Here is a 24,708-nt window from a genome sequence, read left to right as displayed (position 1 = left end):
CTGTCCGCCGTTCTTCTTTCCCCTTTCCCCTCCTCCCCCCTCTTCCTTGCCCCCCCCCCCCCCCAAACCCCCCCCCACGGCTCTGTGCGCCCAGGTGCGCTCAGGTGCCCGGCCGGTCAGTAGGACAGGCCATGGCCGATCGGATAGAGCACCAGCGCCGGGTCGTCCGCGCGCTGCACCGGTACGGGCAGCCGGCCCCGCGGCCGTACCCGGCCCCCGATCACCCGCGCGGCGGCCCGTACTTCAACGTCCGTCCAGGAGTAGACGGCCAGCGACGCCATGACCCCGGACAGCCGCGCGATGTCGTACGGATTGCGGATGGCGACCGTGACCACCGGCACACCGGTCGCGGCCAGCGCGCTGACGAGCGTGCGCTGCGAACTGGTCGCCGAGACGTTGTACGTGGCCACGATCACCGCGTCCTTGCCCCGGGCCCCCGCCACCGCGGCCTCGATCTGTGCCGCGCTCGGGGCCGTACCGGTGGACAGGGCCGTGGCGGTGAAGCCCAGCTCGGTCAGGGCCTTGGCGAGCACGGTGGTCGGCGGGCCGGTCGTCCCGGACGGCGAGGCCGGATCGGCCCCGACGACCAGCAGATTCTTCTTCCGGCGGGGGTTCAGGGGCAGCAGCCCCTTCTCGTTCACGAGCAGTGTGGTGGTGTGCTCGGCGATCCGGTCGGCGGCGGCGAGATGCGCCCGTGTGCCGACCGTACGGTCCAGGTCCCGCGTGGAGACGGTGGCGTCCCGGAACAGGCCCAGCCGCTCCTTGAGTTCGAGGATGCGGAGGATGGACTCCTCGATGCGCGCCTCGCTGATCTCGCCGTCTTTGACGGCGGTCAGGACGGCGTTCCAGGCGAGCCGCAGATCCGGGGGATTGAGCAGTTGGTCCACCCCCGCCTTGAGCGCGAGCACCGGCACCCGGGCGTCACCGTACTTCTGCCGTACGCCCTCCATCCCGAGCGCGTCGGTGACGACGACGCCTTTGTAACCGAGCTGCTCGCGCAGGATGCCGGTGACGATGGGGCGCGAGAGGGTGGCCGGGTCCTCGCTCGGGTCCAGGGCGGGGACGACGATGTGCGCGGTCATGATCGAGGCGACACCGGCGTTGATCGCGGCCCGGAACGGTGGCGCGTCCAGCTCGGTCCACTGCTCACGGGTGTGGTGGATGGTGGGCAGCGAGTAGTGGCTGTCGTCCTTGGTGTCGCCATGGCCGGGGAAGTGCTTGGCCGCCGTGGCGATCCCGGCGCTCTGATAGCCCGTCACCTGCGCGGCGACCATACCGGCCACGGCCTGCGGATCGGCGCCGAAGGACCGGACCCCGATAACGGGATTGGCCGGGTTCACATTGACATCCGCGTCCGGCGCGTAGTTCTGGTTGATGCCCATGGCGGCCAGCTCCGCGCCCGCGATCCGCGCGGCCTCGCGGGCGTCGGCGTGCGAACGGGACGCGCCGAGCGCCATCGCCCCGGGCATCAGCGTGGCCGGCTTGCCGACCCGGGCGACGATGCCGTGCTCCTGGTCGGTGGCGATCAGCAGGGGGACGGGGGTGTCCTGCGCCAGGCCCGCTTTCTGGATGCCGTTGGAGAGGTCGGCGATCTGGTGCGGATCGCGGGTGTTGTGCGCCCAGGCGAAGTAGATGATGCCGCCGACGTGGTACGTGGAGATCAGCTCGGCGGCGGTCCGCACCCCGATCTCGGCGAGGTTGGCGTCGATGTCGGCCTGGTCGGGCGCGGTGGCGGAGTGGCCGTACACCCGCATCACAAAGAGCTGGCCGACCTTCTCCTCCAGGCTCATACGCGAGATGAGGCGGCGGAGGCGGTCGCGGCGGTGCGCGGCGAGGTGCGGGGAAGCGGCCGCCGCGGGGACGGTCTGGCTGGCAACGGCGCCCGCCGCTACGGCGGTTGCGGCGAGGAGAGCGCGTCTGGAGATGGTCCGGTCGTGCACTGGTGCTCCTTCCGGCTGTGCGCTGCGGGAGAACTGAAAAAAACTTCCAAACTCAAACGAGTATCCGGGAAGTAACTGCCAGTCAAGGGATCCGCCACGGAAAGCGCGTCTGCGTGGCGTGGCTGTGCGGCGGGAGCATGACGGTGGCGCGCGACGGCGGTACGGATGCGAGGAGGGCCGCCACCGGCGCAGGCAAGGGGGGCGCACCGGTGGCGGTGTGCGACCGGCTGCGGGCGGCTGAAGAGGGGAGTCGGCGATCGCAGCCAGCGGGCGAGGCCGACACCGCCGCGCAGATTTATCGGCGCACATCAGTAAGACGAGTGGTATGGGTCGGAGGTTCCGAAGGTCCGGAAATTCCGTGATGGGCGGGCGGGCGCGGTACGAGCGCCCCCGGAGGAGACTGCCGGCGTCCCGCCGGGGCGCCCGGTCTCCGCCCCGTCACAGGCTCCCCAGATACTCCCGCCCGGCCGCCAGCAGCTTCGGCAGCTCCTCCGCCTGCGGATACCAGCGCTTCTCGTACTCCCAGCACACCCAGCTCGTGTCGTCGAGCAGCGCCAGACACTCGCCCAGCGGCAGCACCCCCGCACCCAGCGCGAGCGGTGTGGTGTCCCGCGCCGAGGCGATGTCCTTCACCTGGACATAACCGAGGTAGGGACTGAGCGCCGCATGCGTGGCGACCGGATCCTCCCCGCCCAGCCAGGTGTGCATCACATCCCACAGCGCCCCCACCCGCGGGTGCCCCACCAGCCCCAGCACCCGGGCCGCGTCCGCCCCCGTGCGGTGCGAGTCATGCGTCTCCAGCAGGATCCGGACGCCGACATCCGCCGCCATCTCCGCCGCCCGGGCCAGCCGGCGTGCCGCCGTCGCGTCGGCGTCGGCCGCATCCCGGTCGCCGCCGCCCGGGAAGACCCGGATGAACGAGGCGCCCAGATCCCCGGCCAGCCGCACCAGCTCCTCCAGCTCCTGACGCACCCGCTCCTCATCGGCGTCCGCGCTCGCCACCCGCGCGTACCCCGCCACCGTCAGGATCTCGACGCCCGCCCGCTCGAACTCCTCGGCCACCGCCGCCCGTTCACGCCGCCTGAGCCCCGGATGCACCGGCTCCTCCGGATGGGCCCGCAGCTCCACCCCCTGATACCCCGTCGAGGAGGCGAGTGCGACGACCTCGGGGATGGGCAGTCCCGGCACTCCGAGAGTCGAGAAGGCGAACCTCACCGGCCTGTTTCCTCTCGCTGCCCGCTCCCCGGTCCGTCCTGGGATATGACCGCTTCTTCCCTCAGCGGGAGCCGCCAGTCCTGCCCGACCAGGTCCGCTCCGTACGAGTGGTGCGGTTCCTCCCCGACCAGAGTGAACCCGGCCCGCTGGTACAGGGTGCGAGCCGCGGCCAGGACGTCATTCGTCCACAGCACCAGCTCCTGGTATCCCGCCGCCCGCGCGAACTCCACCACTGCCGAGACCAGCCGCTCCCCGAGGCCATGCCCCCGCGCCCCGGGCTCGACCAGCAGCAGCCGCAGCCGCGCGGTGTGCGGCGCGGAGCCCCGTACCTCCGGCGCGTCGTCCCGTACACACATCACCGAACCCACCGGGCCGCCGTCCAGCTCGGCCATCCAGACCCGTTCCAGCAGCGGGTCGTGGTCCCGCGCGAAGTCCGAGACGATTCCGGCGACCAGGCCCTCGAACTCGCTGTTCCACCCGTACTCCGCCGCGTACACCGCGCCATGGCGCTGCACGATCCAGCCCAGCTCGCCGGGGACCGGCTCGCGCAGCACCGGCCCGTCATGGCGTGGCGGCCCGGAGCGCTCGGCGCCGAGGATGTCCCGTACCGTCCGCATCGCCTCCGTCAGCTCCGCCCGGCGCTCGGGCTCGACCCGGGAGAGCAGCGTGCCGACGGCCTCCCGCGACCGCTCGTCCAGCAGTGCGGCGGCCTCGCGGCCCCTCTCCGTCAGCGTTATCCGCTGGCGCCGCGAGTCAAGCTCCGACGGTGCGCGCCCCACCAGCCCGTCGCGCTCGAACTTGGTCAGCAGCCTGCTCAGATATCCCGCGTCGAGCGACAGCTCGACCCGCAGATCTGCGGCGTCCGTGCGCGGCGCGTGTGCCAGTTCGTACAGCAGCCGCGACTCGGTGAGCGTGTACGGCGTGTAGAGGTGCTTGCTGTAGTCGAGCGCCCCGATGAGATTCGTGTAGAAGCGGTTGAACGCGCGGATTTCCTGGACAGCCATGACCCACCCCCGACATTCCCGGACCTGTCCCCGGACTTTTTCTTTGACTGAGTCAACGCTATGTCCGGCCTCCGGCGGCCGACAAGACCCTGCCGGCTCCTTGGCGTCTACTCGCCACTCGCTCCCCGGCCGACCCATCCACCGGCCGGCCCCCAGCCGCCCCGCGGCAGCCCCCGGTCTCCGCGGCCTCAGTCCGCCGCCCGCGGTGGCGCCGTCGACGCCCGGGCCATCAGCTCCGCCGCGATCGTGGCCATCCCGCCCGGCGGCGGCGCCTCCGTCCCCATCGCCAGCCGCCCCGCCCGCGCCCCCGCCTCGTACAGCGGCAGCCGTACGGTCGTCAGCGCGGGCACCGCGTCCACCGCGAACGGCAGATCGTCGAAGCCCGCCACCGATACGTCCTGCGGAATGCGCAGCCCCTGCTCCCGCACCGCCGCGCACGCCCCCAGCGCCACCGTGTCATTGGCGGCGACCACGGCCGTCAGATCCGGCGCGCGGCGCAGCAGCTCCAGCGTCGCCTCGTACCCCGAGCGCCGGGTGTACGGACCGTGCACCGTCAGCCGCTCGCGCTCCTCGCTCGTCCCTCCGGCCGGCCATCCCCCGGCTGGCCCTGCCGCTGCCATCGCGGCCCAGTGCCCTTCGAGCCGGTGCCGGGTCGTCGTACGCTCCACGGGCCCCGCGACATAGCCGATCTTCCGGTGCCCCAGCGCCAGCAGATGTTCCGTCAGCCGCCTTCCGCCGCCCCGGTTGTCGAAGGCCAGCGCGGCCACGATCGCGTCGCTGTCCGCCAGCGGCGGGCGCCCGCACAGCACCACGCGTGTCCCGGCGTCCGCGAGTCTGGCCAGCTTCGAGGTCATCGCGGCGGTGTGCCGGGGGTCTTCGAGCGCCCCGCCGGTCAGGATGACGGCCGCGGCCCGCTGGCGCTGGAGCAGGGTCAGATAGGTCAGCTCGCGCTCGGGTGAGCCGCCCGTGTTGCAGACGATGGCGAGTTTCTCGCCACCCGCCCTGCCGGTGCCCTCCTGGCCGCCGATCTCGGTCTGGGCGGCCCCGGCCATGATCCCGAAGAACGGGTCGGCGATGTCGTTCACCAGGATGCCCACCAGGTCCGACGTCGCGGCGGCGAGCGAACTGGCGGGCCCGTTCAGCACATAGTCCAGCTCGTCCACCGCCCGCAGCACGCGCTCCCGGGTGGCGGCGGCCACCGGGTAGTTGCCGTTCAGCACACGGGAGACGGTGGCGGGCGACACCCGGGCGCGGGCCGCCACATCCGCCAGGGTGACTGTCATCTGCTTCCTCCGAGGGGTACGCGGGTGATCTCCGAAGGCATGCGCGGGAGATCGGGGCGGGCTCTTGTACCGGCCGCTGTCGCAGGCTAGCTTTCTACCTCATAGAAAGCGCTTGCTACGGTGGTATGGAGGGAACTTCGTGACACGCAGGACAGTGCGGATCGCCATGAACGGCGTCACGGGGCGCATGGGATACCGGCAGCATCTGATCCGTTCCGTCCTCGCGATCCGCGAGCAGGGCGGACTCGACCTCGGCGACGGCGATGTGCTGTGGCCGGAACCCGTCCTTGTCGGCCGCCGCGAACACGCCCTCAAGGAGATCGCGGAACGGCACGGCCTCACCGAGTGGTCCACCGATCTCGACGCCGTACTGGCCGACTCCACGGTCGACATCTACTTCGACGCCCAGGTCACCTCAGCCCGTGTCGAAGCCCTCAAGAAGGCGATCGCCGCGGGCAAGCACCTCTACGCGGAGAAGCCCACCGCGACCGGCCTCGACGACGCCCTCGATCTCGCCCGGCTCGCCCGGACCGCCGGAATCAAGCACGGCGTCGTCCAGGACAAGATCTTCCTGCCGGGTCTGCTCAAGCTGAAGCGCCTGGTCGACGGGGGCTTCTTCGGCGAGATCCTGTCCGTACGCGGCGAGTTCGGCTACTGGGTCTTCGAGGGCGACTGGCAGCAGCCCCAGCGCCCCTCCTGGAACTACCGTGCGGAGGACGGCGGCGGCATCACCGTCGACATGTTCCCGCACTGGGAGTACGTCCTGCACGAACTGTTCGGCCGGGTCACCAGCGTCCAGGCGCACATCACCACACACATTCCGGAGCGCTGGGACGAGCAGGGCAAGCCGTACGCCGCGACCGCGGACGACGCGGCGTACGGGATCTTCGAACTGGACGGCGGCGCGGTCGCGCAGATCAACTCCTCCTGGACGGTCCGCGTCAACCGCGACGAACTGGTCGAGTTCCAGGTCGACGGCACCCATGGTTCGGCCGTGGCGGGTCTGCGCCGCTGCCGGGTCCAGCACCGGAGCACCACCCCCAAGCCCGTCTGGAACCCCGACCTGCCCGTCACAGAGCCCTTCCGGGAGCAGTGGCAGGAAGTCCCGGACAACACCGAGTTCGAGAACGGCTTCAAGGCGCAGTGGGAGCTTTTCCTGCGCCATGTGGCGCTCGACGAGCCCTACCACTGGGACCTCCTCGCGGGCGCGCGAGGTGTGCAGCTCGCCGAACTGGGGCTGCGGTCGTCGGCAGAGGGGCGCCGTCTGGACGTACCGGAGTTGACGCTGTGACCCTGTTCCTGCCCTCCGCCGACGGCGGATCCCATCCGTACACACCACGCCAGGAGCCCGCCTCCTTTGCTGCCGGAGGGGCACCAGGAGGCGCACCTGTTAGAGGCGCGCCGCTCGCTTCCCGTACGGTCTTCGCCGCGGCGCATGTCGTCGCCGACCCGTACGCCGACACCGCCCCCGGCGAGCCCGCCGCCGTCGACTGGGACGCCACACTCGCCTTCCGCCGCCATCTGTGGTCGCACGGACTCGCGGTCGCCGAGGCCATGGACACCGCGCAGCGCGGCATGGGTCTGGACTGGGCGGGCGCCGCCGAGCTGATCCGCCGCTCCGCCGCCGAGGCGAAGGCGGCCGGCGGCCGGATCGCCTGCGGGGCGGGCACCGACCAACTGGCGCCGGGAACCGCCTCTCTGGACGCCGTGCGCGGGGCGTACGAGGAACAGCTCACGCTCGTCGAGGAGAGCGGCGCTCAAGCCATCCTGATGGCCTCACGGGCCCTTGCGGCGGCCGCGCGAACCCCCGACGACTATCTCGGTGTCTACGCCCCTCTCCTGAGGCAGGCCGCTGGACCGGTCGTACTGCACTGGCTCGGCCCGATGTTCGACCCCGCCCTGGAGGGCTACTGGGGCAGTTCGGACCTCGACGCGGCCATGGAGACCTTTCTCCAGGTCATCACCGAACACCCGGACAAGGTCGACGGGGTGAAGATCTCCCTGCTGGACGCCGGCCGCGAGATCGAGCTGCGCCGCCGCCTTCCGGAGGGCGTGCGCTGCTACACGGGCGACGACTTCCACTATCCGGAGCTGATCGAGGGCGACGAACAGGGCTTCAGCCATGCCCTCCTCGGCATCTTCGACCCGCTGGGGCCACTGGCCGCGCAGGCCGTCCGTGCCCTCGACACGGGCGATGCGAAGGGCTTCAGGGAGCTTCTGGACCCCACCGTCGAACTGGCCCGCCATCTCTTCCAGGCACCCACGCGCTTTTACAAGACGGGTGTTGTCCTCCTCGCCTGGCTGGCCGGTCACCAGAACCACTTCACCATGGTCGGCGGCCTCCAGTCGGCCCGCTCACTGCCGCATCTCGCGCGGGCCTACGAACTGGCCGACGGACTCGGGCTGTTCCCCGATCCCGCACTGGCCGAGGCCCGGATGAAATCGCTGCTGTACGTGTACGGAGTACACCAATGACCGGCCCGTCCGGCGACGGCGCCCTGACCCGCCTCAGCGTCAACCAGATGACGGTCAAGCAGCTCACACTTCCCAAACTGACCGAAGCGTGCGTACGCCTCGGTGTGCCGGCCGTCGGCCTGTGGCGCGAACCGGTCAGGGCGTACGGAGTCGAGGCCGCCGCCAAGCTCGTACAGGACGCCGGACTCGCCGTCACCACGCTCTGCCGGGGCGGCTTCCTCACCGCGACCGAACCGGCCCGGCGCGCCGAGGCACTGGCCGACAACCGTGCCGCGGTCGACGAGGCGGCCGTCCTCGGCACGGACACCCTCGTCCTGGTCTCCGGCGGGCTTCCGGAGGGCAGCCGGGATCTGCGCGCCGCACGGGAGCGGATCGCCGGCGCCCTGGCCGAGCTGGCGCCGTACGCGGCGGAGCGGGGTGTCCGGCTCGCGATCGAGCCCCTGCACCCGATGTTCGCGGCCGACCGCTGTGTGGTCTCCACCCTCGACCAAGCCCTCGAACTGGCCGAACGTTTCCCGGCCGACCAGGTCGGGGTGGTCGTGGACACGTACCACATCTGGTGGGACGACCGGGCCCCCGCGGCCGTCGCCCGTGCCGCCGGCCGGATCTTCTCCTTCCAGCTCGCCGACTGGACGACCCCGCTCCCCGCGGGGGTGCTGAACGGGCGCGGCCAGCTCGGGGACGGCACGGTCGACCTGCGTGCCTGGCGGGAACGGGTCGACGCGGCCGGCTACTCGGGCCCGGCCGAGGTGGAGCTGTTCAACGACGGACTGTGGGCGCGGGACGGTGTGGACGTGCTCGCGGAGGTCATCGACCGGTACATCCGGCACGTGCGCTGAAATCACTCTGCGAAACCGTGCAACCCTTTCCGGGTGACATGAGTCGTACTCGTCATCAGGGCCTTCGGGGGAAGGGATCCGGGGGGATCGGAAGGCCCTGATGACAGGGGGAGCGCGTGGGGCCCGGTCAATGGGACCGGGCCCCTTGTAGTGCGCACGGGTCCAGGACCACTGGGGCGGGCCGGAGTTGTCCACAGGCCCGCGGTGATGTCGGAGCCGGGCGGTAGCGTCGGGGCATGTCCAATCCAGCGGTGCTCGAAGCCGTTCTCGAGCGGATCACCTACGCCAATGAGGAGAACGGCTACACGGTCGCGCGCGTCGACACGGGCCGCGGTGGCGATCTGCTCACCGTGGTCGGCGCGCTGCTCGGCGCGCAGCCGGGCGAGTCCCTGCGCATGGAGGGCCGCTGGGCCTCGCACCCGCAGTACGGCAAGCAGTTCACGGTGGACAACTACACAACGATCCTGCCGGCCACCATCCAGGGCATCCGCCGCTATCTGGGCTCCGGCCTGATCAAGGGCATCGGCCCGGTCTTCGCCGACCGGATAGTCGAGCACTTCGGCCTCGACACCCTCGACATCATCGAGCAGGAGCCCAAGAGACTGATCGAGGTGCCGGGCCTCGGTCCGAAGCGTACGAAGCGGATCGCCGCCGCCTGGGAGGAGCAGAAGGCCATCAAGGAGGTCATGGTCTTCCTCCAGGGTGTCGGAGTCTCCACCTCCATCGCCGTCCGCATCTACAAGAAGTACGGCGACGCCTCGATCTCGGTCGTCAGGAACGAGCCGTACCGCCTGGCGGCCGATGTCTGGGGCATCGGCTTCCTCACCGCCGACCGGATCGCCCAGGCCGTGGGCATACCGCACGACAGCCCGGAGCGGGTCAAGGCGGGCCTGCAGTACGCCCTGTCACAGTCGACCGAGCAGGGGCACTGCTTCCTGCCCGAGGAGCAGCTCATCTCGGACGCCGTGAAGCTGCTCGCGGTCGACACAGGACTGGTCATCGAATGCCTGGCCGAGCTGGCGGAGGACGACGAGGGAGTCGTACGGGAGACGGTGCCGGGACCGGACGGCGGCGAGCCGGTCACCGCGGTCTATCTGGTCCCGTTCCACCGTGCGGAGCTGTCCCTGTCCGCCCAGTTGCTGCGGCTGCTGCGTACGGGGGAGGACCGGATGCCGGCCTTCCGGGACGTGGCCTGGGAGAAGGCGCTGATCTGGCTGGCGGGCCGTACGGGCGCGGAACTGGCCCCCGAGCAGCGCCAGGCGGTCCGGCTGGCACTCACCGAGAAGGTCGCAGTCCTGACCGGCGGCCCCGGCTGCGGCAAGTCCTTCACGGTCCGCTCGATCGTCGAGCTGGCGCGGGCCAAGAGGGCCAAGGTGGTGCTGGCGGCGCCCACCGGGCGGGCCGCCAAGCGGCTCGCGGAGCTGACCGGGGCCGAGGCGTCCACGGTGCACCGGCTGCTGGAGCTGAAGCCGGGCGGGGACGCGGCGTACGACCGGGACCGGCCGCTCGACGCCGATCTGGTGGTGGTCGACGAGGCCTCGATGCTCGATCTGCTGCTGGCCAACAAGCTGGTCAAGGCGGTGGCACCGGGGGCGCATCTGCTGCTGGTGGGGGATGTGGACCAGCTCCCTTCGGTCGGGGCGGGCGAGGTGCTGCGGGATCTGCTGGCCGAGGGCGGTCCGGTGCCGAAGGTCCGGCTGACCCGGATCTTCCGGCAGGCCCAGCAGTCCGGTGTGGTCACCAACGCCCACCGCATCAACTCCGGAGTGCAGCCCATCACCCAGGGTCTCTCGGACTTCTTTCTCTTCGTCGAGGACGAGACGGAGGACGCGGGCCGGGTCACGGTCGATGTCGCGGCCCGCCGTATCCCCGCCAAGTTCGGGCTCGACCCCCGGCGCGATGTGCAGGTCCTGGCGCCGATGCACCGGGGCCCGGCCGGCGCGGGCGCGCTCAACGGTCTGCTCCAGCAGGCCATCACCCCCGCCAGACCGGACCTGCCCGAGAAGCGAGTGGGCGGCCGGGTCTTCCGTGTCGGCGACAAAGTCACCCAGATTCGCAACAATTATGAGAAGGGGGAGAACGGAGTCTTCAACGGCACCGTGGGCGTGGTCACCTCGCTCAACCTGGACGATCAGCGCCTGACGGTGCTGACGGACGAGGACGAGGAGGTGCCGTACGACTTCGACGAACTGGACGAGCTGGCGCACGCGTACGCCGTCACGATCCACCGCTCCCAGGGCAGCGAGTATCCGGCCGTGGTCATCCCCGTCACCACCGGTGCCTGGATGATGCTCCAGCGCAATCTGCTCTATACGGCCGTCACACGCGCCAAGAAGCTGGTGGTGCTGGTCGGTTCCCGCAAGGCCATAGGGCAGGCGGTACGGACGGTCTCGGCGGGCAGACGCTTCACCGCGCTCGACCACCGGCTCGCGGGGACCCTCATGGGGACTTCCGCAACCGGGGCGAAGGGGGCAGGATGAGCACGCCGGCGGCACTGAGTGCCGCCAAAAGGCCGAATGGCCGACCCCGAGTGCACTCTCCTGAGCCAAATGGGGGATGGTAGAGACAGTCAGGGCACCTCGAAGAAGAGGCACTACGTCGGTGAGGGATGACGTGAGCGAGAAACGCGACAACGCGGTAGTACTGCGGTACGGCGACGGCGAGTACACCTACCCGGTGATCAACAGCACGGTCGGCGACGAAGGCTTCGACATCGGGAAGCTCCGGTCCCAGACCGGCCTGGTCACCCTGGACAGCGGCTACGGCAATACCGCGGCCTACAAGTCCGCCATCACCTACCTCGACGGCGAACAGGGCATCCTCCGCTACCGCGGCTATCCCATCGAGCAGCTCGCCGAGCGGTCCAGCTTTGTCGAGGTGGCGTATCTGCTGATCAACGGCGAACTGCCGACTGTCGACGAGCTCGCCGCGTTCAAGAACGAGATCACGCAGCACACGCTGCTGCACGAGGACGTCAAGCGCTTCTACGACGGATTCCCGCGCGACGCCCACCCCATGGCGATGCTGTCCTCCGTGGTCAGCGCGCTGTCCACGTTCTACCAGGACAGCCACAACCCGTTCGACGACAAGCAGCGCCACCTCTCCACGATCCGGCTGCTCGCCAAGCTGCCGACCATCGCCGCGTACGCGTACAAGAAGTCGATCGGCCACCCCTTCGTCTACCCGCGCAATGACCTCGGGTACGTCGAGAACTTCCTGCGGATGACCTTCTCGGTGCCGGCCCAGGAGTATGTGCCGGACCCGGTGGTGGTCTCGGCGCTCGACAAGCTGCTGATCCTGCACGCGGACCACGAGCAGAACTGTTCGACCTCCACCGTGCGCCTCGTCGGCTCCTCGCAGGCGAACATGTTCGCCTCGATCTCGGCCGGCATCAGCGCCCTGTGGGGCCCGCTGCACGGCGGCGCCAACCAGTCGGTGCTGGAGATGCTCGAAGGCATCCAGGCCTCCGGCGGCGATGTCGACAGCTTCATCCGCAAGGTCAAGAACCGGGAAGACGGCGTGAAGCTCATGGGCTTCGGGCACCGCGTCTACAAGAACTTCGACCCCCGGGCGAAGATCATCAAGGCGGCGGCGCACGATGTCCTGTCGGCGCTCGGCAAGTCCGACGAGCTGCTCGACATCGCGCTCAAGCTCGAAGAGCACGCGCTGGCCGACGACTACTTCGTCTCGCGCAAGCTCTACCCGAACGTGGACTTCTACACCGGTCTGATCTACCGGGCCATGGGCTTCCCGACCGAGATGTTCACCGTGCTGTTCGCGCTCGGCCGGCTGCCCGGCTGGATCGCCCAGTGGCACGAGATGATCAAGGAGCCGGGCTCGCGCATCGGCCGTCCGCGCCAGATCTACACCGGCGAGGTCCTGCGCGACTTCGTCCCGGTCGAGGCCCGCTGACGCAGCCCTCCCGCGCCGTACGGCACCTGCCGTACGGCCGCGTGCGGAGCGCCTCGCGCCGCGCGTACGAACGAAAAGCGCCCCGCCGCCGATCCCCCCACGGGTCGGCGAGCGGGGCGCTTTCCATATCCCCGGAGCGGATTCCCCCCACGGGATCCGGGCCGGGCGTCTGCCGTAACCAGCAGCGGCTTGCTCGCGCGGTCTGACCGGGGTACGTACGGGAGGGCCGCTCAAAGCTCCCCGATGCACGTGCCCCGGTCAATCGCTTGTCCTAGATGTCCCCCAAGACATCTCTGACATCCCTTCGAACGTCCCCCAAGACGTTCTCTGGCATTGTCCTCTTAGACTCGCGAGCCCCCCGGATGGTTACCCCTCAATCTATGTGATCTAGATCTCTTTGTGAAGGTCTTGTGGTTCATGTGAAGGACCATTGATGCAAAGATTTCGTAACCCCTGAGGGATCGGGGCGTTGGGTGTTCGGGGTGGCGGAATTCAGGCCTGACCGGCCAGTTCGTATCCCGCCTCGTCGACGGCGGCGCGTACGGCGTCCTCGTCGAGCGGGGTCCTGGATACCACAGTCACCTGTCCGGTGGTGGCCGAAGCCGCTACGGAGACGACACCTGCGATCCCGGAGATCTCGCTGGAGACCGCACCCTCGCAGTGGCCGCAGGTCATGCCCGTGACCTGGTAGACCGTGGTGACCTCGGCGGTCCGGTCGGCGGGCCCGCCGTCGTGGCAGGAGCCGGTGGGCGAGCAGCAGGAGCCGGAGGTCCCGGCGGGCTCGGTCTTCGCCTCGGTGGTCATGGCGTTCTCCTTCTCGTGTTTTCGGGGATGCCGACGGTTGCGTCGACCAATCATACCCCTAGGGGGTATGAAGGTGAACGCCTGCCCCGTGCCGTTTACCGGCGCTCCGTCAGCGGTCTCCGACCAGCGGCTGCAGATAGCGGAAGAGGACCGTCTTCAGCTCCGTGGTGTAGGCCTCCCGCTGGTCCGGCTCCGCGGCGAGGACCAGATCCAGACCGGACTTGAAGATGACGAAGGTCGTCTGCGCGATGCGGGTGATGTCGGGCTCCGGCGCCGCCGGGAGATAGCCGGCCAGTATCTCTTCGACCCGGGTGAGCATCGAGGAGTGCAGGGCGTCATGGTCCCGGGCGATCCGGCCGGGGATGTCGGGGCCGTGCATCAGTACGGAGAAGGCGGGGTTCTCGTAGTTGAACTGGATCAGCGGGTCGAGAACGGCGTCCAGGAGCTGGTCCAGGGGCAGTTCGAAATGGGCGGGGACGAATGCCTGCCCGTATGTCGCGCGCCAGCGGGCCAGGAGCTGATCGCCCAGCTCGACCGCGATGGCTTCCTTGTTCGGGAAGAACTGGTACAGCGTGCCCGGGGAGACGCCGGCCTCCCGGGCGATGGAGTTGGTGCTCGCCGCGGTGTAACCGGTGGTGCAGAAGACATGGGCCGCGGCTTCGAGGAGCTGGGCGATACGGCGCTCGCCGCGGGCCTGGCGCCGGCGTGGTTTCCCCGCCCCTGTGGCGTCGCTCTTCGGCTCCGGCATGGATATCCCCGGCTTTCCTGGATCAGTTGACAAACGCGAGTGCTCGCTCGCATTCTTGATTTATGCGAGCGATGGCTCGTGTTTGCCAGTCTATGGCAATGGCGGACCCGTGCCACGGGTCACGGTGAAGGGGACACCGCACCATGTCCGAAGTCAACACCGGCCCTCGTGTCGGGGGCTGGACCCGGTTCGTCACCGCACGGCCCAGGCTTTCCCTGCTGGTCGCGCTGGTGATCACGGCCCTGGCGGTGTTCGCCGGGAGCGGGGTCGCCGACCGGATGGGCAGCGGTGGATGGGAGGACCCGGACGCCGAGTCGACGTACGCCACCAAGGCGCTGGAGCGGGAGTTCCCCGCCTCCGAGCCGAATCTGCTGCTCCTGGTGGACAGTGGCAGCCGCAGCGTGGACGACCCCGCCGTGGCCGCCGAGGCGAAGCGGCTCACCGACCGGCTGGCGGCCGAGAAGGGCATCACCGGCGTCGGCTCCTACTGGGGTACGGGGGCGCCCGCGCTGCGCGCCGAGGACGGGCGGGAGGCGCTGATCGCGGCCCGGATCGAGGGTGACGAGAAGACAGCCGCCGGGATCCTGGACCGGATAGCCCCCGAATTCCGCGGCACGCACGGGCTGTTGGAAGTCTCGGTCGGCGGGCCCGTCGCCGTGCGGCACGAGATGCAGAGCATCATCCAGGAAGACCTCATGCGTGCCGAGCTGATCGCCCTGCCGGTCACGCTGGTGCTGCTGGTGATGGTGTTCGGCAGCGCGGTCGCCGCCCTGCTGCCGCTGGGTGTCGGCATCGTCGCCATCCTGGGGACGAACGCGGTGCTGCGCGGCATCACCGAGTTCACGGATGTCTCGGTCTTCGCGCAGAACCTCACCACGGCTCTCGGGCTCGGACTGGCCATCGACTACGCGCTGTTCATCGTCCGCAGGTTCCGCGAGGAGCTGGCCGAAGGCGCCGAGGTGCGCGATGCCGTGGGTGCCACACTGCGCACCGCGGGGCGCACGGTGCTGTTCTCGGCGCTGACCGTCGCGGTGTCGCTGGCCGCGATGCTGGTCTTCCCGCAGTACTTCCTCCGCTCCTTCGCGTATGCCGGGATAGCGGTGGTGGTGCTGGCCGCGGCGGCCGCGCTGATCCTGCTGCCGGCCGCGCTGATCCTGCTGGGCCACCGGGTCAACTCCCTGGATCTGCGGCGGCTGGTGCGACGGGGCAGGAGTCCCTCCGTCCGGACGGAGGGGGCCGGATGGGGGCGGATGGCGGCGCTGGTGATGCGCAGGGCTCCGCTCTTCGCGATCGCCACGACGGCCGGGCTGGTGCTGCTCGGACTGCCTTTCCTGGGAGCCCAGTTCGGCACGGCCGACTACCGTCAGCTTCCGGCGGGCGCCGAATCCCGGGTGGTCCAGGAGGAGATACGGGACGGCTTCCCCGGCAGTCCCAGCGGTGGTCTGGAGATCCTCACGGAAGGCGCGGCCACACCAGCCGAATACGCCGACTACCGCGGCCGGATAGCCGCTCTCCCGGGAGTGGCGAGGGTCGACGGCCCCATCACCTCGGACGGGCACGGGTACTTCACGGTTCTGCCGGAAGGCGAGGCGGTGGGCGAGGCGTCCCAGCAGCTCGTCCATGAGATCCGTGCCGAACGGGCCCCGTTCGACACCTCGGTGACCGGCGCCGCGGCCGTACTGGTCGACTCCAAGGACGCGATTGCGGACCGGTTGCCCTGGGCGGCGGGCATCATCGTCGTGGTCACCCTGCTGCTGGTCTTCCTGCTCACCGGCAGCGTGCTGATACCGATCCAGGCGGTCGTGCTCAACGCGCTGAGTCTTACGGCGATGTTCGGGGCGGTGGTGTGGGTCTTCCAGGACGGCCATCTGTCCGGGCTGCTGGCCTTCACCTCCACCGGCGACATAGAGACGACCCTGCCGGTGCTGATGTTCTGTGTCGCCTTCGGGCTCTCCATGGACTACGGGGTCTTCCTGCTCTCCCGGATCAAGGAGGAGTACGACAGCAACGGTGACCACGAGAAAGCGGTGGCCTTCGGGCTCCGGCGCACCGGAGGGCTGATCACCGCGGCTGCCGTGATCCTGGCGGTGGTCATGGTGGCGATAGGCACCTCGCGGGTGACCAATACGAAGATGCTCGGTCTGGGTATCGCGCTCGCCGTGATCATGGACGCGATGGTGGTGCGCAGTCTGCTCGTCCCGGCGGTGATGAAGCTGACGGGGAAGGCGACTTGGTGGGCGCCCGGCCCGCTGCGCCGCTTCCACGCCCGGTTCGGCCTGAGCGAGGGCGAGCCGGGAGCGGGCTCAGGGGAGCACGCCACGTCCGTTGCCCGGGACAAGGGCCCTGACCAAGGCCGTTACGAGGACCGGGACTTGGACACGGCGGGAGTCTGACGCGGGGGATACGGCAGGAGAAGGGGGAGGTCCCGTACCGGATCGGTACGGGACCTCCCATGGGCCCCTTCGTCAACTCCCGCTGTCCGCCGGTGCGGTCGGCTTCAGCTTCTGCTGCCTCTGTTGCCGGGGCGCTTCGCCACCCAGGCTCGGACGGTGTCCGCGTACCAGTAGGGCTTGCCGTTCTCCACATGGTCGGGCGGCGGAAGCAGTCCGTGCTTGCGGTACGAGCGGACCGTGTCCGGTTGTACCCGGATATGCGCCGCGATCTCCTTGTAGGACCAGAGCCTTTTGTCCGTCATCAGTTGGCACCTCCCTGCGTCCGCCGCAGGGAGGTCTGTCGACCGTCGGGGGAACTGCGGCTGAGACGCTGGCGATCACTCAGCCTGTGCCCATCGAGCGACGCAGAGTGATGGGGAAAGCGGAATTGTCGCCTCCCTGTGACGGAAGACCCGTGTAATGGAGATATGTGTGACGTTAGGGGGACCCTTGTGACGGATACGGCACATGTGACGCGTGTACATCAAAAGGGGGTGGGGATGATCAGGCGCCGCAGCTCCGCAGGAACTGCCGGGTGCGGATGGCGATAGGGAGTGGCTTGTCGGGCGGACAGGGATACATGTCCTGCTCGACGATGGCGAAGAGATCGACGTCCAGTCGCTGTGCCGCCGCCAGGACCGGCTCCAGTGCGGGCATCCCGCCCGGCGGCTCGCACATCACGCCGCGCCCGACGGCCGGTCCGAAGGGCACCTCGTCCGCGACGACCCCGGCGAGGATCTCCGGATCCACCTGCTTGAGATGGAGATAGCCGATCCGCTCGCCGTAGGTCTCGATCAGCTTGACGCTGTCGCCGCCGCAGTAGGCGTAGTGCCCGGTGTCCAGACAGAGTGACACCAGCTCCGGATCGGTGGCGTCCAGGAAACGGCTGACGTTCTCCTCGCTGTCGATATGGGTGTCGGCGTGCGGGTGGACGACGATGCCCAGCCCGTACCGGTCACGTACCTCGCGCGCCAGGCGCTCGGTCTGGGTGGTCAGATCGCGCCATTGTGCGGCGGTGAGGGTCCGGTCCTCCAGCACCTTCCCGGTCTTGTCGTCGCGCCAGAAGGACGGGATCACAACAAGGTGGTCCGCGCCCATCGCCCGGGTGAGCGCCGCGATGTCCGCCACATGTGCCCAGGTCTTCTCCCAGACCGCGGGCCCATGGTGCAGGCCGGTGAAGACGGTGCCGGCCGAGACCTTCAGCCCGCGCCGGGCTGTCTCCTCGGCCAGCTGGGCGGGGTCGGTGGGGAGATAGCCGTAGGGGCCGAGTTCGATCCACTCGTAGCCGGCCTCCGCGACCTCGTCGAGGAAGCGACGCCAGGGGATCTGCTGCGGATCGTCGGGAAACCACACCCCCCAGGAGTCGGGGGCCGACCCGACCCGGATGCGGTTGAGCGTGGGCACGGAGGAGGTCATGCCGGTCAGCTTTCCCGCCGTGCCGAAAGAGGTCAAGCCTTCGTCCGAATGTCAGGACAAAACGTTGACAGGTCCCGGGACGACCATTAGACCTGGGGTTGGCCGGGGACCCGGCACTGACCGCCGAACCGAAGGGACCGCGTATGACCGCGCCGTACGACGTGATCACCATGGGCCGGATCGGGGTCGATATCTATCCGCTGCAGACCGGAGTTCCGCTGGCCCAGGTGGACACCTTCGGGAAGTTCCTCGGCGGCTCGGCGACGAATGTCGCGGTCGCGGCGGCCCGGCTGGGGCGGCGTGCCGCCGTTGTCACCCGTACCGGCCAGGACGCCTTCGGGGACTATCTCCACCAGGCGCTGAGGGAGTTCGGGGTCGACGACCGCTGGGTGACCGCGGTCGGCCGCTATCCGACCCCGGTCACCTTCTGCGAGGTCTTTCCGCCGGACGACTTCCCCCTCTACTTCTACCGGCTTCCCAAGGCCCCCGATCTGGAGATCCACGCGCATGAACTGGACCTGGACGCGCTCCGCGCGGCCCGGATCTTCTGGATGACCGGCACCGGCCTGTGCGCGGAGCCCAGCCGCTCGGCCACGCTCACCGCGCTGGAGGCACGCGCCAGGTCCGGCATCACCGTCTTCGACCTCGACTGGCGGCCCATGTTCTGGCCGGGGGATGCCGATACCGAGGGCCGGGCCGCCGCCGGGCCGCGTGACGAGCCACGGAAGCTGTACGCACAGGCCCTGCGGCACGCCACGGTCGCCGTCGGCAATCTCGACGAGTGCGAAGTGGCCGTGGGGGAGCGCGACCCCGAGGCTGCTGCCCGGGCGCTGCTCGCCGCCGGGGCCGAACTGGCCGTTGTCAAACAGGGCCCCAAGGGTGTGCTCGCCCTCCATCGCGACGGCACCCGCGCCGAAGTGCCACCCGTCCCGGTGGAGGTCGTCAACGGCCTCGGCGCCGGGGACGCGTTCGGCGGAGCCCTCTGCCACGGATTGCTCGCGGGCTGGGAACTGGAGCGTGTCATGCGGTACGCCAACGCGGCGGGCGCCATCGTCGCCGGCCGTCTCGCCTGTTCGTCCGCGATGCCGTACGAGCGCGAGGTCGCGCAGGTGCTCGCGGGCGGCCCGTTCCCGGCCCAGGACCCCGTACCGGCTCCGCCGCGGGACACCCGGACCGGTGCCGCCCCACCCGGTGCCGTAACCGACAGACCGTCCGGCACCCGGCCCGGTACGGAGCCCGCCAAGCCCTCCGGCACGCAGTCCGCCGCACCTTCCGGGACGTCCTCGTCCGGCACGTCCACCCCGGGGGCCCTGTCATGACCGCCATCGATGTCTCCGAGCTGGTCAGGCTCCGTGCGCAGCGCCCCGAGGCCGTCGCCGAGGCCGCCGCACGCCGGATCCGCCGCCCCCTCATACGGTCCACCGGCCCCTCCGCTGGCCGGCTCATGATCATCGCCGCCGACCACCCGGCCCGCGGCGCCCTCGCCGTCGGGGACCGCCGCCTCGCCATGGCCGGCCGTCTCGACCTGCTGGAGCGGCTCTGTCTGGCCCTGTCGCGCCCCGGTGTCGACGGGGTGCTCGCCAGCGCCGACATCCTCGACGACCTGCTGCTCCTCGGCGCTCTGGAGGACCGGGTCGTCGTGGGCTCGATGAACCGCGGCGGCCTCGCGGGCGCCGCCTTCGAACTCGACGACCGCTTCACCGGCCACCGCCCCGAGGACCTCACCCGGCTGGGTTTCGACGCGGGCAAGCTGCTGCTCCGTATCGACTACGAGGACCCGCGCTCCCTCGACACCCTCTACTCCTCCGCCCGCGCCATCGACGCCATGGCCGAGCGCCGGCTGCCGGTCTTCGTCGAGCCGTTCATCTGCCATCGCGTCGACGGACGGCTCCGTACGGACCTGGGCGCCGAGGCCGTGACACGGTCGATCGCCATCGCATCGGGGCTGGCCGGTACCTCCGCGTACACCTGGTTGAAGGTTCCCGTTACCCAGAACCCCGACGATATGGCCCAAGTCATGGAGACCTCGACCCTCCCGGCCGTCCTGCTGGGCGGTGAGATCGGGGGCGATCAGGAGGGCGCGTACGAGAAATGGCGCGGGGCGCTGCGGCTGCCCACCGTCCAGGGCCTGGTCGTGGGCCGCTCGCTGCTCTATCCGGTCGACGGTGATGTAGCGGGGGCTGTCGACACCGCGGTGGGGCTGCTCTAGTGGGTACGGGAGACAGTATGACCACCGACCATGACCGGCATGTGCCCGCGGGCAACGCCTCTTCGGGACCGTACGCCCTCGACATCGGCCCCGAGCGGGCCGGCTGGTCCCACAGCAGCCTCCGCGTCCTGGAACTCCCGCCCGGTGGCAGCCACTCCCTGGCCACCGGGGACAGCGAGTGGATCGTGCTTCCGCTCACCGGCGGTTGTACGGTGCACACGCAGGGCGAGTTTTTTGAACTGCTGGGCAGGGAAAGCGTGTTCGGCGGAGTCACCGACTTCGCGTACGTTCCGCGCGACGCCCATGCACAGATCGCCTCCGGTGCGGGAGGCCGCTTCGCCCTGGCAGGAGCGAGGTGTGAGCGACGACTCCCCGCTCGCTACGGTCCCGCGCCGGAGGTTCCGGTCGAGCTGCGCGGCGCGGGCACCTGCTCGCGCCAGGTCAACAACTTCGCAGCCGCCGGTGTCTTCGACTGCGACCGGCTCATCGCGGTTGAGGTGATCACCCCGGGCGGCAATTGGTCCTCGTACCCGCCGCACAAGCACGACGAGTACCACCCGGGCGTCGAGTCCGAGCTGGAGGAGATCTACTACTTCGAGATCGACGGCGGCGGCCTCGGCTACCACCGCGTCTCGCCCTCCCGCCCCGGCGGTACGGATGTCCTCGCCGAGGTCCGTACGGGCGACACCGTCCTCATCCCGGACGGCTGGCACGGCCCGTCGATCGCCGCGCCCGGCCGCGACATGTACTACCTGAATGTGATGGCGGGACCGGGGGAGTCCAGGGAGTGGCTCATCCGCGACCACCCCGACCACGGCTGGATCAGGGACACCTGGCCGGGGCTCGCCGTCGACCCGCGACTGCCGCTGTACGGAGCGGAGCCGCTGCCGCACGGAACCGAGGAGAGTCCCCGATGAGCACACGCCGACTCACCGTCGCCCAGGCGCTGATCACCTTCCTGACCAGGCAGTACAGCGAGCGGGACGGCCGCAGGCAGCGCCTGGTCAATGCCACCTGGGGCATCTTCGGACATGGCAATGTGGCGGGTATCGGCCAAGCCCTTGTCCAGTCTTCGGACGACATGAGGTACTTGCAGGGACGGAACGAACAGGCCATGGTCCACGCCGCCGTTGGCTATGCCCGTCAGTCCAACCGTCTCTCCGCCCATGCCGTGACCACCTCCATCGGCCCCGGCGCCACCAATCTCGTCACCGGTGCGGCACTCGCCACCATCAACCGCCTCCCCGTGCTGCTGCTCCCCGGTGACACCTTCGCCACCCGTCCAGCCGACCCCGTTCTCCAGCAGCTCGAAGTCCCCTCCGCGGGCGATGTATCCGTCAACGACGCCCTGCGGCCGGTCTCGGTGTATTTCGACCGCGTCACCCGCCCCGAGGCGCTCATCCCGGCCGCGCTCGCCGCGATGCGGGTGCTCAGCGACCCCGCGCAGACCGGGGCCGTCACGCTCGCGCTGCCGCAGGATGTGCAGGCGGAGGCGTACGACTGGCCGGAGGAGTTCTTCGCCGAGCGCGTCTGGCGGGTCCGCCGCCAGGCGCCCGATCCGGATGAACTCGCCGAGGCGGTACGGCTGGTACGGGCAGCCGAGCGCCCCCTGCTGGTCGCGGGCGGCGGGGTGCACTACAGCGCTGCGGAGGAGGCGCTGGCCTTGCTCGCCGATGCCACCGGTATCCCGGTCGCCTCCACCCAGGCCGGCAAGGGCTCGCTGCCGTACGACCACCCCTGCGATGTCGGCGGAATCGGGCACACCGGCACCGCCACCGCCGATGAACTGGCCAGGACCGCGGATCTGGTGATCGGCGTCGGCACCCGCTGGTCGGACTTCTCGACCGCGTCCGCCACGCTCTTCTCGAATCCGGCGGTCCGCTTCCTCAATATCAATGTCACCGGTTTCGACGCCCACAAGCTCGCGGCCCACCCGCTGGTGGCGGATGCCCGTACCGCCCTGGAGGGACTCACCGCCGCCCTCACCGAGGGGGACGGGCACCGGGTCGCACCTGGCTATGCGGCCGAGTACGGCGAGGACAAGGAACGCTGGGAGTACCGCGTCGACGCCGCGTTCGCCGCGGACGAGGACCTCGTGCGCCCCACCCAGGCCCAGGTCCTCGGAGTGCTCGACGCGCTGGTCACCGGCGAGGACATCCTGATCAACGCGGCGGGATCGCTCCCCGGCGATCTCCACAAGCTGTGGCGGGCCCGCTCCCGCGACCAGTACCACATCGAATACGGCTATTCCTGCATGGGTTATGAGATCCCGGCCGCCCTCGGTGTCCTGCTCGCCGACCCCGGCCGGCCGGTCTGGGCACTGGTCGGGGACGGTACGTATCTGATGAACCCCACCGAGATCGTCACCGGAGTCCAGGAGCGGCTGCCTCTCAAGGTGGTGATCCTCCAGAACCACGGCTACGCGTCCATCGGAGGGCTCTCCGAGTCGGTCGGCGCCGAACGGTTCGGTACGGCGTACCGCTTCCGGGCCGCCGACGGTACGTACACCGGCGCCCCGCTGCCCGTCGATCTCGCGGCCAACGCGGCCTCGCTCGGGATGCGGGTGATCCGTGCCAAGACCATCCGTGACCTGCGTGAAGCCCTGGCCGAGGCACGCGCGGCGGACTCCCCCACATGTGTCTACGTGGAGACCGAAACGGCAGACACTGTGTCGGGCGTGCCCCCGGCCCAGGCGTGGTGGGATGTCCCCGTGGCCGGAACGGCGACCCGTACCGCCGCGGTCAAGGCCCGCGAGGAGTACGACCGGCACGCCGCCGCCCGCCGCCGTCATCTGTGAAGGAGCACGCAATGAAGACCGTCAACCACTGGATCGGTGGCAAGACCGTCGAGGGCGCGTCGGGCAACTGGGGCCCGGTGACCGACCCGGCGACCGGAGCCGTCACCACACGTGTCGCGCTGGCCTCCGCCGAGGAGGTGGACAGCGCGATCACCACGGCGAAGGCCGCGTACGCCACCTGGGGGACCTCGTCCCTCGCCCAGCGCACCGGCATCCTCTTCCGCTACCGCGCCCTGCTCGACGCGCGCCGTGACGACATCGCCGCGCTGATCACCGCCGAGCACGGCAAGGTCCACTCGGACGCGCTCGGTGAGGTCGCGCGCGGACTGGAGATCGTCGAGCTGGCCTGCGGAATCACCACCCAGCTCAAGGGAGAGCTGTCCACCCAGGTCTCCAACAGGGTGGATGTCTCGGCGATCCGCCAGCCGCTGGGCGTCGTCGCGGGCATCACGCCCTTCAACTTCCCGGCGATGGTGCCGATGTGGATGTTCCCGTTGGCGATCGCCTGCGGCAACACCTTCGTACTGAAGCCCAGCGAGAAGGACCCGTCGTCGGCGAATCTGCTGGCGGAGCTGGCGGCCGAGGCGGGGCTGCCCGACGGGGTGCTGAATGTCGTCCATGGCGACAAGGTCGCGGTGGACGCGCTGCTCGCGCACCCGGATGTGGCGGCGGTCTCCTTCGTCGGCTCCACGCCCATCGCCCGCTACATCCACGCGACGGCCTCCGCCAACGGCAAGCGGGTGCAGGCGCTCGGCGGTGCCAAGAACCACATGCTGGTGCTGCCCGACGCCGACCTGGACGCCGCGGCGGACGCGGCGGTCTCGGCGGCGTACGGTTCCGCCGGCGAGCGGTGCATGGCGATCTCGGCGGTCGTGGCGGTGGGCGCGATCGGTGACGAACTGGTCGCCAGGATCCGGGAGCGCGCCGAGAAGATCAAGATCGGCCCCGGCAACGACCCGTCCTCCGAGATGGGCCCGCTCATCACCAAGGCCCACCGCGACAAGGTCGCCTCCTATGTCACGGGAGCGGCGGCGCAGGGCGCCGAGGTCGTCCTGGACGGTACGGGACACACCGTCGACGGCTTCGAGGACGGCCACTGGATCGGACTGTCCCTGCTCGACCGGGTCTCCACCGACTCCGACGCCTACCGCGACGAGATCTTCGGTCCGGTGCTGTGCGTGCTGCGCGCGGAGACGTACGAGGAGGGCGTGGAGCTGATCAATGCCTCGCCGTTCGGCAATGGAACGGCCATCTTCACCCGCGACGGCGGCGCGGCCCGGCGCTTCCAGTTGGAGATCGAGGCCGGGATGGTCGGGGTGAATGTGCCGATCCCGGTGCCCGTCGGCTATCACTCCTTCGGTGGCTGGAAGGACTCGCTCTTCGGCGACCACCACATCTACGGCAACGACGGAGTGCACTTCTACACGCGCGGCAAGGTGGTCACCACCCGCTGGCCCGACCCGTCCGAGGCCCCGACGGGCGTGGACCTGGGATTCCCGCGCAACCACTGAGGATCGCGCGCGACCACTGAGCCCCGGGTCCGGGCCTGAGCCCGGACCCCTGAGAGCGGGCCATGGAGGGAGCTTGTTCGTTAGGGGCGGTCTTTTTTTTGGGGGTGGTTTGGGGAAAGTTGA

At 69.9% G+C, this 24,708-nt stretch carries 19 protein-coding genes; 11 read left to right on the top strand and 8 right to left on the bottom strand.

The window, feature by feature from the left end:
* Positions 1 to 116: 116 nt before the first annotated feature.
* The 4 genes from ACFU9P_RS17490 to ACFU9P_RS17475 all read right to left on the bottom strand — a co-directional run bounded on the left by ACFU9P_RS17490 (position 117) and on the right by ACFU9P_RS17475 (position 5,442).
* The gene (locus tag ACFU9P_RS17490) at positions 117 to 1,940 is read right to left on the bottom strand and encodes a glycoside hydrolase family 3 protein (protein ID WP_384081456.1); all 1,824 of its coding nucleotides are present in this window, start codon (positions 1,938 to 1,940) and stop codon (positions 117 to 119) included.
* A gap of 438 nt (positions 1,941 to 2,378) precedes the next feature.
* Positions 2,379 to 3,155: a sugar phosphate isomerase/epimerase family protein gene (locus ACFU9P_RS17485; RefSeq protein ID WP_384081453.1), complete on the bottom strand. Its 777-nt coding sequence runs from the start codon at positions 3,153 to 3,155 to the stop codon at positions 2,379 to 2,381.
* Positions 3,152 to 4,159, bottom strand: a complete 1,008-nt coding sequence (locus ACFU9P_RS17480) for a GNAT family N-acetyltransferase (RefSeq protein WP_384081450.1) — start codon at positions 4,157 to 4,159, stop codon at positions 3,152 to 3,154. Before ACFU9P_RS17480 ends, ACFU9P_RS17485 begins: the two co-directional genes overlap by 4 nt.
* A 188-nt stretch (positions 4,160 to 4,347) precedes the next feature.
* Entirely contained in the window at positions 4,348 to 5,442 is a 1,095-nt protein-coding gene (locus tag ACFU9P_RS17475) for a LacI family DNA-binding transcriptional regulator (protein ID WP_384081447.1), read from the bottom strand.
* A gap of 139 nt (positions 5,443 to 5,581) precedes the next feature.
* On the opposite strand from ACFU9P_RS17475, the gene ACFU9P_RS17470 reads away from it, so the two are divergent.
* From ACFU9P_RS17470 to ACFU9P_RS17450, 5 genes are all read left to right on the top strand, one after another.
* Positions 5,582 to 6,733: a Gfo/Idh/MocA family protein gene (locus ACFU9P_RS17470; protein ID WP_384081444.1), complete on the top strand. Its 1,152-nt coding sequence runs from the start codon at positions 5,582 to 5,584 to the stop codon at positions 6,731 to 6,733.
* Positions 6,730 to 7,917, top strand: a complete 1,188-nt coding sequence (locus ACFU9P_RS17465; protein WP_384081441.1) for a dihydrodipicolinate synthase family protein — start codon at positions 6,730 to 6,732, stop codon at positions 7,915 to 7,917. The genes ACFU9P_RS17470 and ACFU9P_RS17465 overlap by 4 nt, the downstream gene beginning before the upstream one ends.
* Positions 7,914 to 8,756 carry a sugar phosphate isomerase/epimerase family protein gene (locus tag ACFU9P_RS17460; protein ID WP_384081438.1) on the top strand — a complete coding sequence of 281 codons (843 nt, stop codon included), beginning with the start codon at positions 7,914 to 7,916 and terminating at the stop codon, positions 8,754 to 8,756. The genes ACFU9P_RS17465 and ACFU9P_RS17460 overlap by 4 nt, the downstream gene beginning before the upstream one ends.
* A gap of 236 nt (positions 8,757 to 8,992) precedes the next feature.
* Complete coding sequence (locus tag ACFU9P_RS17455; RefSeq protein ID WP_376385106.1) at positions 8,993 to 11,236, top strand: ATP-dependent RecD-like DNA helicase; 2,244 nt, start codon at positions 8,993 to 8,995, stop codon at positions 11,234 to 11,236.
* Between the two features lie 133 nt (positions 11,237 to 11,369).
* A complete protein-coding gene (locus ACFU9P_RS17450) occupies positions 11,370 to 12,668 on the top strand; it encodes a citrate synthase (RefSeq protein WP_217308533.1) in 1,299 nt (432 codons plus the stop codon).
* 492 nt (positions 12,669 to 13,160) lie between these two features.
* On the opposite strand, the gene ACFU9P_RS17445 is transcribed toward ACFU9P_RS17450, so the two are convergent.
* Together ACFU9P_RS17445 and ACFU9P_RS17440 are read right to left on the bottom strand one after the other, a co-directional pair.
* The gene (locus ACFU9P_RS17445; RefSeq protein ID WP_376385110.1) at positions 13,161 to 13,472 is read right to left on the bottom strand and encodes a heavy-metal-associated domain-containing protein; all 312 of its coding nucleotides are present in this window, start codon (positions 13,470 to 13,472) and stop codon (positions 13,161 to 13,163) included.
* A gap of 109 nt (positions 13,473 to 13,581) precedes the next feature.
* Positions 13,582 to 14,220, bottom strand: a complete 639-nt coding sequence (locus ACFU9P_RS17440; protein WP_376385113.1) for a TetR family transcriptional regulator — start codon at positions 14,218 to 14,220, stop codon at positions 13,582 to 13,584.
* A gap of 143 nt (positions 14,221 to 14,363) precedes the next feature.
* On the opposite strand from ACFU9P_RS17440, the gene ACFU9P_RS17435 reads away from it, so the two are divergent.
* Positions 14,364 to 16,613, top strand: coding sequence for an MMPL family transporter (locus tag ACFU9P_RS17435; protein WP_384081433.1), 2,250 nt, complete (start codon positions 14,364 to 14,366; stop codon positions 16,611 to 16,613).
* A gap of 104 nt (positions 16,614 to 16,717) precedes the next feature.
* On the opposite strand, the gene ACFU9P_RS17430 is transcribed toward ACFU9P_RS17435, so the two are convergent.
* Together ACFU9P_RS17430 and ACFU9P_RS17425 are read right to left on the bottom strand one after the other, a co-directional pair.
* Positions 16,718 to 16,915 (bottom strand): helix-turn-helix transcriptional regulator, encoded by a 198-nt coding sequence (locus tag ACFU9P_RS17430; RefSeq protein ID WP_376385119.1) that lies wholly within the window; start codon positions 16,913 to 16,915, stop codon positions 16,718 to 16,720.
* A 241-nt stretch (positions 16,916 to 17,156) separates the two neighbouring features.
* A complete protein-coding gene (locus ACFU9P_RS17425; protein WP_384081430.1) occupies positions 17,157 to 18,068 on the bottom strand; it encodes a sugar phosphate isomerase/epimerase family protein in 912 nt (303 codons plus the stop codon).
* 143 nt (positions 18,069 to 18,211) lie between these two features.
* On the opposite strand from ACFU9P_RS17425, the gene iolC reads away from it, so the two are divergent.
* Genes iolC through ACFU9P_RS17400 form a run of 5 tightly spaced genes read left to right on the top strand, consistent with a single transcriptional unit; the run spans position 18,212 to position 24,585 of the window.
* Positions 18,212 to 19,387, top strand: coding sequence for a 5-dehydro-2-deoxygluconokinase (iolC, locus tag ACFU9P_RS17420; protein WP_384081427.1), 1,176 nt, complete (start codon positions 18,212 to 18,214; stop codon positions 19,385 to 19,387).
* Positions 19,384 to 20,277: a deoxyribose-phosphate aldolase gene (locus tag ACFU9P_RS17415; protein ID WP_384081424.1), complete on the top strand. Its 894-nt coding sequence runs from the start codon at positions 19,384 to 19,386 to the stop codon at positions 20,275 to 20,277. Before iolC ends, ACFU9P_RS17415 begins: the two co-directional genes overlap by 4 nt.
* Before the next feature lie 17 nt (positions 20,278 to 20,294).
* Positions 20,295 to 21,194 carry a 5-deoxy-glucuronate isomerase gene (iolB, locus tag ACFU9P_RS17410; protein ID WP_384081421.1) on the top strand — a complete coding sequence of 300 codons (900 nt, stop codon included), beginning with the start codon at positions 20,295 to 20,297 and terminating at the stop codon, positions 21,192 to 21,194.
* Complete coding sequence (gene iolD / locus ACFU9P_RS17405) at positions 21,191 to 23,074, top strand: 3D-(3,5/4)-trihydroxycyclohexane-1,2-dione acylhydrolase (decyclizing) (protein ID WP_376385134.1); 1,884 nt, start codon at positions 21,191 to 21,193, stop codon at positions 23,072 to 23,074. The genes iolB and iolD overlap by 4 nt, the downstream gene beginning before the upstream one ends.
* Before the next feature lie 11 nt (positions 23,075 to 23,085).
* On the top strand, positions 23,086 to 24,585 hold the full coding sequence (locus ACFU9P_RS17400) for a CoA-acylating methylmalonate-semialdehyde dehydrogenase (RefSeq protein ID WP_384081419.1): 1,500 nt from the start codon (positions 23,086 to 23,088) through the stop codon (positions 24,583 to 24,585).
* Positions 24,586 to 24,708: the final 123 nt, after the last annotated feature.

Origin of the sequence: Streptomyces sp. NPDC057617 (assembly GCF_042800555.1) — a bacterium.
In the GTDB taxonomy this organism is placed as follows: domain Bacteria; phylum Actinomycetota; class Actinomycetes; order Streptomycetales; family Streptomycetaceae; genus Streptomyces.
Note: the sequence above shows the minus strand (reverse complement) of the source record. Positions and strands in the feature narration are given on the sequence as shown.